An 8,698-nucleotide genomic window follows, 5' to 3' on the forward strand; every position below is an offset into this window, starting at 1 on the left:
CCGGCCTGTCACGCCGGAGGTCGCGGGTTCGAGCCCCGTCACTCGCGCCACTTCCTTCAGGGAAGTGGAAAAGCAATGATACGAAACAGGCCGGGTTCACGCCCGGCCTTTTCTTTTGTCCGCTGAGAGCTGTTTCGAAAATGCGCGTGGGCATTTTTAATTGCGGCACCGGCCCACGCCCCCACAATTCGCGTCCCGCGAATTAAAAAGCGCCGGGGAATCATCCCCAGCGCCCGGTCTCCATCCAGATCAGGAACCGCTTCAGCGGCAGTATCCACACTATGCCGAGGGCAAGGTAGACCGGCGTCTGCAGCAGCACGTGCCAGTTTCCGATTACCGGCGACAGATATCTGGCGATCAGCAGGCCGTAGGCGCACAGGGCGACGAGCAGGCCAAGCACCCCGATGGGGATTCGCCATGTCGGCGTCTCTCGCAAGTCAGATCTCCCCCTCGTAGATTCGGGTCGGCGTTACGATCGCGTCGAGAATGCGATCGTGCGGCTCCATGGGGAGGCTTTCGGCCAACTGGCAGTCCCAGGCAAGGCCTATCGCGGGAACGTCGGGATTGGCTTCGAGCCAGCGGTCGTAGTGGCCGCCGCCCTGGCCAAGTCGATGTCCTCGTGCCGTGAAGGCGATCAGGGGAACCACCACGATGGCCGGAACCACCGGCCTGGCATCCGGCAGGGGTTGAAGGGCGCCCCATGGGCCGATGGTGAGTTGTTCCTCGTCGAAGGGATTGGCCCATTCGCGGAATTCCATGGCGCTGTCGCGCGCGGCGAACCAGGGCAGGGCGATGCGGCGGTCGTGCTCCGAAAGCCAGCGCGCCCAGCCGAATGCCGGCGCCTCGTCACCCACGGGGGCGTAGAGGCCGATGGTCAGTCCCTCGGGCATCATCTCCGCAACGGGAGCGGGCGGGCGGTTCAGCACGAGCGCGCGCATGCCTTGCGGCAGCGAGGCGACATGTTCGGCGCGCGCGGCCCGGTGCATCTTGCGCAGGGCGCCCTTATCGGAGGGTGGAGAGAGAGGAGGCGACGAATCCACCGTTGGTCCCATTCCTGCAAGCTTGGTCAGGGCCGCGACAATAGCACCGAAGGTCTTCCGCGGCATGTCGGAATTCCGGCACTGCTCATGCCGAAAAGGATAAGGCCGGAAGACTCCTTCCGGCCTAAAGAGCGGGTGACGGGCCCACCATGGGTCGTTTCCTAGAAATCCTCTGACGCCTCGACGTCAGGTGGGGATCATGTGCGTCGGACCAGGATCCGGGCAGGGACAACCCCCATTGGATTGCTTATAGCCTCAGGGATGTTCGAACGGCACGTGCCGGGCAGTTCCCGTCATCTCCTAGTTAGTCATTCGAGGCGTTCTGCTCAAGGAGGTCCGCAAGATTTTCGACATATTCGGCAATCCGCGAGAGTTCGTGCACGAGAACTTCGGGGATAGCCGGTACGGGTTCTGCCGGCACGGGGGCGGGCGCTGGAACGGGGGGCGCGGCGCGCCGGCGCAGTTCGTGCAATTCGTCTGCCAGCATCAACGACGCGAACAGGAGCATGCGCGGCTCGGTCTGGCCCACCACGCCGGCCTGGGCAAGCTTTTCGTCGATCATCCGGGCCAGGGCGGTGACGTGCGGCTCCTCGCCGTCCGCACAGGCGAGCATGAATTCGCGCCCGCCGATCGTAAGGGTGATGTTTGCCATCGCCTCAGGGTTTCCGTTCCGAAGGGAGACGCGGCGCGAGCAGGGCGTCTATCTCTCCCAGCGTCTCCTCGACCGTTCCGCGCAGGCGGGCATGGCGTTCCTGCAAGTCGCGGTTGTGCGACACCGCGCGTTCGAGCCGCGCGAGTGCCGCCCTTATCCTGTCGACCGCCTGTTCCGTCGCGGCCTCGTTCATCACCTTTTCCATGGTCGATGCGCTACCGTGAATTGACCAAAAGGCAATAAATCAGGCAGCCTTGTTCACAGTGCTTTCGATCAGCCGGGGCGAATGTGCCACCATGCGAATGGCACACGTATGTACAAGCCCCCTGTTCTCGGCCCATGCGTTTGGGCCTCAATCCTCCTTAGGTGAACTTGACGGGAGGCGGCCTCGGCCTAAAGGGGGTCGGCAAGTTCGAATCGTTCACTCTTTGCCGTTTCCGGAGCCTTCACGATGACCCTTGCTGCCGACCGTCTCGCGCCGATGGCCAATGCCATTCGGGCGCTGTCGATGGACGCTGTCCAGGCGGCCAACAGCGGCCACCCCGGCATGCCCATGGGCATGGCCGATGTCGCGACCGTCCTGTTCTCGAAGTTCCTCAAGTTCGATCCCGCCCAGCCCAAGTGGGCTGATCGAGACCGCTTCGTGCTGTCTGCCGGCCATGGCTCGATGCTGATCTACTCGTTGCTCCACCTGACCGGCTACGCCAGCCCGACGATGGACGACATCCGGAACTTCCGTCAGCTCGGTTCGGTCTGCGCCGGCCACCCGGAAAACTTCCTGATCGAAGGCATCGAGTGCACCACCGGCCCGCTCGGCCAGGGCCTGGCCATGGCGGTCGGCATGGCGATGGCGGAACGCCAGCTCAACGCCAACTTCGGCAGCGAACTGGTCGATCACCGCACCTGGGTCATTGCCGGCGACGGCTGCCTGATGGAAGGCATCAACCACGAAGCCATCGGCCTGGCCGGCACGCTGAAGCTGGGCCGCCTGAAGGTGCTGTGGGACGACAACAAGATCACCATCGACGGCGATACCTCGCTTTCGACCAGCGAAGACATCCCGGCGCGCTACCGTGCTTCGGGCTGGGACGTGTTCGAGTGCGACGGCCATGATTTCGCCGACATCGAACGCGCGCTGGCCGATGCCGCCGCATCGGACAAGCCCACCCTGGTCGCCTGCAAGACCGTGATCGGCAAGGGCGCCCCCAACAAGCAGGGCGGCCACGACGTTCACGGCGCCGCGCTGGGCGATGCCGAAGTGGCCGCCGCGCGCGAGTATCTGGGCTGGGCTTCGGCTCCGTTCGAGATCCCGGCGGAAATCCTGGCCGACTGGCGCTCGCTTGGTGAAAAGGGCGCCGCTGCCCATGCCGAATGGTTCGGCCGTCTGGCCGCTTCGGACAAGGGCGAGGAATTCAGCCGCCGCATGGCCGGCGAACTGCCCGAAACCGACGCGATCCGCGCCAAGCTTGCCGAATGGCTCGAAGGCGATTCCACCGTCGCCACCCGCAAGGCCTCTGAGAATTGGCTGAACGTGCTGGCCCCCGCGATCCCCGAGATGATCGGCGGCTCGGCCGACCTTACCGGCTCAAACAACACCAAGGCCAAGTGCCAGGCGCCGTTCACGTCCGACAACTACGGCGGGCGCTACGTCTATTACGGCATCCGCGAGTTCGGCATGGCGGCGGCGATGAACGGCATGGCGCTGCATGGCGGCGTGATCCCCTACGGCGGCACGTTCCTGATCTTCTCCGATTACTGCCGCAACGCGATTCGTCTTTCTGCGCTCCAGCAGACCCGCGCCATCTACGTGCTGACCCACGATTCGATCGGCCTCGGTGAAGACGGCCCGACCCACCAGCCGGTCGAACATGTCATGTCGATGCGCCTGATCCCCAATCTCTACGTGTTCCGCCCGGCGGACGTGATCGAGACGGCGGAGTGCTGGAACATCGCCCTCGAATCCGAGGACACGCCCTCGGTCCTGGCGCTGACCCGCCAGAACCTGCCGCAACTGCGCAAGACCGGCGACATGCTCTCGGCCCGCGGCGCCTACACGCTCCGCCACGCCGATGCGACGCGCAAGGTGATCCTGATCGCCACCGGCTCGGAAGTCGAACTGGCCGTCAAGGTGAAGGACGAACTGGAATCGCAGGGCATCGGCGCCGATGTCGTCTCGATGCCGTGCATGGAGCTGTTCGCCGCCCAGGACGAAGCCTACCAGCACGAAGTGCTGCCCAACGACGCCTCGATCCTGAAGGTGTCGATCGAGGCCGGTACCACCATGGGTTGGGAGCGTTATACCGCGCAGAGCCGCAACGGCGGCCTGAATATCGGTCTCGACCGCTTCGGCGCCTCGGCTCCGGCCAAGGATCTGTTCGCGCGCTTCGGCTTCACCGTCGAGGCTATCGTTCCGAAGATTCTCAACAAGCTCAGCGTTTAAAGAGGAGATTATTGCAATGGCGACCAAGGTTGCGATCAACGGTTTCGGGCGTATCGGGCGCAATGTCGCTCGCGCCATTCTCGAACGCACGGACCATGACCTCGAGCTGGTCTCGATCAACGACCTGGCGGACGCCAAGGCCAATGCCCTTCTGTTCAAGCGCGACAGCGTTCACGGCACCTTCGAAGGCACCGTGGAAGTCGATGGCACCGATCTCGTCATCAACGGCAAGCGCATCCACGTGACGGCAGAGCGCGATCCCGCGAACCTGCCGCACACCGCGCAGGGCGTGGACATCGTGCTGGAATGCACCGGCTTCTTCACCAACAGGGAATCGGCTTCCAAGCACATCGACGCGGGCGCCAAGCGCGTCCTCGTCTCGGCCCCGGCCAAGGGCGTGGACCTCACGGTCGTCTACGGCGTGAACCACAAGGAACTGACCGCCGATCACGTCGTCGTGTCGAACGCTTCGTGCACCACCAACTGCCTGGCGCCCTTCGCCAAGGTGCTGAACGAGAAGATCGGTATCGAGCGCGGTCTGATGACCACGATCCACTCGTACACCAACGACCAGAAGATCCTCGACCAGATCCACAGCGATCCGCGCCGCGCCCGCGCCGCCGCGATGAACATGATCCCCACCAGCACCGGCGCCGCCGTGGCCGTGGGCCTCGTTCTTCCCGACCTGAAGGGCAAGCTCGACGGTTCGTCGATCCGCGTGCCGACCCCGAACGTCTCGGTCGTCGACCTGACTTTCGTGCCGAAGCGCGACACCACTGCCGAGGAAGTCAACGCGCTGCTCAAGGAAGCGGCCGAGGGCGAACTCAAGGGCGTGCTGGGCTACACGGAAGAGCCGCTGGTCTCGATCGACTTCAACCACGACGCGCATTCGTCGACCATCGACAGCCTCGAAACCGCCGTTCTCGAAGGCAAGCTGGTTCGCGTCCTGTCGTGGTACGACAACGAGTGGGGCTTCTCCAATCGCATGATCGACACGGCCGGCGTGATGGCCAAGTTCCTCTGATGCGCCTGCTCTGAGGACCAGATGGAGGCGGGCCGCCTTATCGGCATCGCGCGGCGGATAAGGCCGCGCGCACCGATGGAAGAATTGCGGTCCGCCACCGTTACTGTCGCCGCGGGAGTCCAGGGGGACTTTCGCGGCGCGGTGCGTCCGGGCAGGGTGCCGCGCAGGCAGGTCTCGCTGCTTGCGGCGGAAGACTGGTTGGCGGCCTTGCGCGACCTGCGCCTGGCGGAAGGCGACTATCCGCCCTGGCATGCGCGCCGTGCGAACCTCCTGGTCGAGGGATTTCGGCTGCCGCGTGAAAAAGGCTGCGTCATCGCCATCGGGCAAAGCCTGCGCATCGCAGTGACCATGGAATGCGACCCATGCAGCCGCATGGAAGAAGTGGCGCCGGGGCTCAAGGCCGCGCTCCTGCCGGATTGGCGGGGCGGCGTGCTGGGCACGGTGCTGACGGACGGCATGATCGCCGTCGGCGACGAGATAAGGATCGAGCAATGAGCGCTTTCAAGACCCTGGATGACCTTGGTGACGTGACGGGTAAGGTCGCGCTGGTGCGTGTCGACCTCAACCTGCCGATGAACGACGGGCAGGTCACCGACGATACCCGCATCCGCGCCGCGGCGCCGACCGTGCTGGAACTGGCCGAAAAGGGCGCCAAGGTGCTGCTGCTGGCCCACTTCGGCCGCCCCAAGGGCGAGCGCGTTTCCACCCAGTCGCTGTCGATGGTGGTCGGTGCCGTGGAGAAGGTATTCGGCAAGGAAGTAATGTTCGTGCCCGAGATCGCCGGGGACATCGTGAAGCAGTCGGTCGGCATCCTGCGTGCGGGCGACATCGCCATTCTCGAAAACACCCGCTTCTGGAAGGGCGAGGAAAAGAACGACCCCGAACTGGTGAAGGCCATTGCCGCCAACGCCGACTTCTACGTCAACGACGCTTTTTCCGCCGCCCACCGCGCCCACGCGACCACCGAAGGCCTGTCCCATGTGCTCCCGGCCTATGCGGGCCGTTCGATGCAGGCCGAACTCGAAGCGCTAGACAAGGCGCTGGGCACCCCGGAAAAGCCGGTTGCGGCCGTCGTCGGCGGCGCCAAGGTGTCGTCAAAACTGGACGTGCTCAAGCACCTCGTCACCCAGGTCGATCACTTGATCATCGGCGGTGGCATGGCCAACACGTTCCTCGCCGCCAAGGGCGTGGACGTGGGCAAGTCGCTCTGCGAGCACGACCTCACCGGCACCGCGAACGAGATCCTAGAAACGGCGGACAAGTCGGGCTGCACCGTGCACCTGCCTTACGAAGTGGTGGTATCGAAGGAATTCGCCGCCAATCCGCCCAGCCTGCGCACCTGCAACGTCCATGAGGTTGCCGCGGACGAGATGATCCTCGATGTCGGTCCGCTGGCGGTGGAGGCCCTGAGCGATGTGCTCAAGACCTGCCGCACGCTCGTGTGGAATGGCCCGCTCGGCGCTTTCGAGACGGTTCCCTTCGACGCGGCCACCGTCGCGCTTGCGAAGACGGCAGCAGCACTGACTCGCGAAGGTTCGCTCGTTTCCGTGGCGGGGGGCGGCGATACGGTTGCCGCTCTCAACCATGCGGGCGTGGCCGGCGACTTCTCGTACATCTCGACGGCAGGGGGCGCCTTCCTTGAATGGATGGAAGGCAAGGAACTTCCCGGCGTGGCCGCGCTTTCGGCGTAAAATAGAAGGCACGCCGTCGTCCCGGACTTGATCCGGGACCGCTGGCAGTTCTTTAGGAGCGCCCCTGCGGCAGGGCGCTCCCCATCGTGTGGGGTATCGCCGCCAGGTGGGCTGTTCATGGCCAGCGGTCCCGGATCAAGTCCGGGACGACGAGAGGAAGATGTCCACTAAGACCGCGCACCCGCCCTGGCACGATCGCTATGTGACGCTCGACGGCATGCGCGGGATCGCCGCGCTGGCCGTCGCGTTGTTTCACTTCAACATCTCGCAGGCGCCGCACGGCTACGTCGCGGTGGACTTTTTCTTCGCGCTTTCGGGCTTCGTGCTCTGCACCAGCTACTTGCCGCGCTGGCAGGGCGGGATGGGCACCGGCGAATTCATGACGAAGCGAGTGGTCCGGCTTTACCCGCTGTTCCTGGTGGGCATCGTGTTGACGACCACGGTCGGTCTGACCCGGTACTACACGGGCGGCGACACCTCGCTGAAGCTTTCCACCATCGGTATCAGCACGGCGATCAATGCGCTGATGTTGCCCTCTCCGCTGACCAAGACGCTGTTTCCGCTCAACGTGCCGGCCTGGTCGCTGTTCTACGAGCTTGTCGCCAATCTCGCGATGGTCGTGGTGCTGTTCCGACTGCCCCGTGTCGCGCTGGTGGCGGTATGCGCCGCCTCGGCCTGGTGGTTCGCCCCGGCGGTATTGCAGAACGGCTCCGGCAACATCGGCGCAATCTGGGGCGAGTGGTCGCTGGCGCTGGCGCGAACGCTCTATTCCTTCTGCGCCGGCATGCTCATCGCCCGGTTTCGCCAGCCCGCGCACCGGCCCGCAACGCTGGGCGGAATGATCTGCCTTGCCGCCATTGCGGCGATGCTGCTGGCAGATCCCAAGTGGATCGCCGTCACCCATTACGACCTCGCCTGCACGCTGGTGCTTTCGCCGCTGCTGGTCTGGTTCGGTTCGCGCGTCGAGCCCTCGCGCAAGCTGGCGCCGGCTGCCTGGTTCGTGGGTGAAGTGTCCTTCGCACTCTACGCGGTCCACTGGGCCCTGATCGAGCCGATGCGGTACTTCAAGGACGACCTGCAATACGATGAAGTGCTGATGGCTTTCGTGTTCCTCGGCGCGTGCCTCGTCACCGCCTGGTTCTGCGTGCGCTGGATAGACGTTCCCGCGCGCACGCTGCTGTCCGACATGCTGCGCCGCCGCAGGCAGGCGCGTGTCTTCGCCGGACCGGATCATCCGGTAGATGGATAGCCTTTTGCCGCAGTTGCGAAACGGAGCCCCTAAGAATAAGCCCGTTTCAGGTTGTTGATACGACTAGGAGGAGAAAAACCATGCAATTTACGGAAATGGCGGCCAAAATGGCCGACGGGAACGGCTTCATCGCTGCGCTCGACCAGAGCGGCGGCTCTACCCCCAAGGCGCTCAAGGGCTATGGCGTCGAGGAAGGCGCCTGGTCGACCGAAGAGGAAATGTTCGGCCTGATCCACCAGATGCGCGCCCGCATCATCGCTTCGCCTGCTTTCACCGGTGACAAGGTGATCGGCGCGATCCTGTTCGAGCGCACCATGGACGGTCAGGTGAACGGCGTTCCCACTCCGCAGGCGCTGATCGCCAAGGGCGTGGTTCCCTTCATCAAGGTCGACAAGGGCCTCGAAGACGAAGCCAACGGCGTGCAGCTGATGAAGCCGATGCCCACCCTCGATGCCCTGCTCGAACGTTCCAAGGCGCTCGGCGTGTTCGGCACCAAGGAGCGCTCGGTGATCCATTCGGCCAATGCCGAGGGCATCGCCGCCGTGGTGAAGCAGCAGTTCGAGATCGGCAGCCAAGTGCTCTCGCACGGCATGATGCCGATC

10 protein-coding genes are annotated in these 8,698 nt (G+C 64.5%); 6 read left to right on the forward strand and 4 right to left on the reverse strand.

What is annotated here, in order from left to right:
* Window positions 1-220: 220 nt before the first annotated feature.
* From RT424_RS22045 to RT424_RS22060, 4 genes are all read right to left on the reverse strand, one after another.
* The gene (locus RT424_RS22045) at window positions 221-436 is read right to left on the reverse strand and encodes a DUF2842 domain-containing protein (protein WP_313442611.1); all 216 of its coding nucleotides are present in this window, start codon (window positions 434-436) and stop codon (window positions 221-223) included.
* A 1-nt stretch (window position 437) separates the two neighbouring features.
* Entirely contained in the window at window positions 438-1,052 is a 615-nt protein-coding gene (locus RT424_RS22050) for a 5-formyltetrahydrofolate cyclo-ligase (protein ID WP_313442644.1), read from the reverse strand.
* A gap of 292 nt (window positions 1,053-1,344) precedes the next feature.
* Window positions 1,345-1,692, reverse strand: coding sequence for a cell division protein ZapA (locus RT424_RS22055; protein WP_313442613.1), 348 nt, complete (start codon window positions 1,690-1,692; stop codon window positions 1,345-1,347).
* A 4-nt stretch (window positions 1,693-1,696) separates the two neighbouring features.
* Window positions 1,697-1,897 carry a hypothetical protein gene (locus RT424_RS22060; protein WP_313442615.1) on the reverse strand — a complete coding sequence of 67 codons (201 nt, stop codon included), beginning with the start codon at window positions 1,895-1,897 and terminating at the stop codon, window positions 1,697-1,699.
* A gap of 246 nt (window positions 1,898-2,143) precedes the next feature.
* On the opposite strand from RT424_RS22060, the gene tkt reads away from it, so the two are divergent.
* The 6 genes from tkt to RT424_RS22090 form a co-directional block, all read left to right on the forward strand.
* Window positions 2,144-4,132, forward strand: coding sequence for a transketolase (gene tkt, locus RT424_RS22065; RefSeq protein ID WP_313442618.1), 1,989 nt, complete (start codon window positions 2,144-2,146; stop codon window positions 4,130-4,132).
* Between the two features lie 16 nt (window positions 4,133-4,148).
* On the forward strand, window positions 4,149-5,156 hold the full coding sequence (gap, locus tag RT424_RS22070; RefSeq protein ID WP_313442620.1) for a type I glyceraldehyde-3-phosphate dehydrogenase: 1,008 nt from the start codon (window positions 4,149-4,151) through the stop codon (window positions 5,154-5,156).
* A 75-nt stretch (window positions 5,157-5,231) separates the two neighbouring features.
* Window positions 5,232-5,651, forward strand: coding sequence for an MOSC domain-containing protein (locus RT424_RS22075; RefSeq protein ID WP_313442622.1), 420 nt, complete (start codon window positions 5,232-5,234; stop codon window positions 5,649-5,651).
* Complete coding sequence (locus RT424_RS22080) at window positions 5,648-6,847, forward strand: phosphoglycerate kinase (protein WP_313442624.1); 1,200 nt, start codon at window positions 5,648-5,650, stop codon at window positions 6,845-6,847. The genes RT424_RS22075 and RT424_RS22080 overlap by 4 nt, the downstream gene beginning before the upstream one ends.
* Before the next feature lie 160 nt (window positions 6,848-7,007).
* Window positions 7,008-8,096: an acyltransferase gene (locus RT424_RS22085; RefSeq protein ID WP_313442626.1), complete on the forward strand. Its 1,089-nt coding sequence runs from the start codon at window positions 7,008-7,010 to the stop codon at window positions 8,094-8,096.
* Window positions 8,097-8,176: 80 nt separating this feature from the next.
* Window positions 8,177-8,698, forward strand: a 522-nt coding sequence (locus RT424_RS22090) for a class I fructose-bisphosphate aldolase (RefSeq protein WP_313442628.1), incomplete at its 3' end; no start/stop codon positions are given.

The sequence above is a fragment of the Novosphingobium sp. genome, assembly GCF_032093395.1.
GTDB lineage: Bacteria > Pseudomonadota > Alphaproteobacteria > Sphingomonadales > Sphingomonadaceae > Novosphingobium.

Coding starts and splice junctions, on each gene's coding strand:
- RT424_RS22080 (WP_313442624.1), top strand. CDS start 5,648: ATGAGCGCTTTCAAGACCCTGGATGACCTTGGTGACGTGACGGGTAAG.
- RT424_RS22075 (WP_313442622.1), top strand. CDS start 5,232: ATGGAAGAATTGCGGTCCGCCACCGTTACTGTCGCCGCGGGAGTCCAG.
- RT424_RS22085 (WP_313442626.1), top strand. CDS start 7,008: ATGTCCACTAAGACCGCGCACCCGCCCTGGCACGATCGCTATGTGACG.
- RT424_RS22050 (WP_313442644.1), bottom strand. CDS start 1,052: ATGGGACCAACGGTGGATTCGTCGCCTCCTCTCTCTCCACCCTCCGAT.
- RT424_RS22055 (WP_313442613.1), bottom strand. CDS start 1,692: ATGGCAAACATCACCCTTACGATCGGCGGGCGCGAATTCATGCTCGCC.
- RT424_RS22060 (WP_313442615.1), bottom strand. CDS start 1,897: ATGGAAAAGGTGATGAACGAGGCCGCGACGGAACAGGCGGTCGACAGG.
- tkt (WP_313442618.1), top strand. CDS start 2,144: ATGACCCTTGCTGCCGACCGTCTCGCGCCGATGGCCAATGCCATTCGG.
- gap (WP_313442620.1), top strand. CDS start 4,149: ATGGCGACCAAGGTTGCGATCAACGGTTTCGGGCGTATCGGGCGCAAT.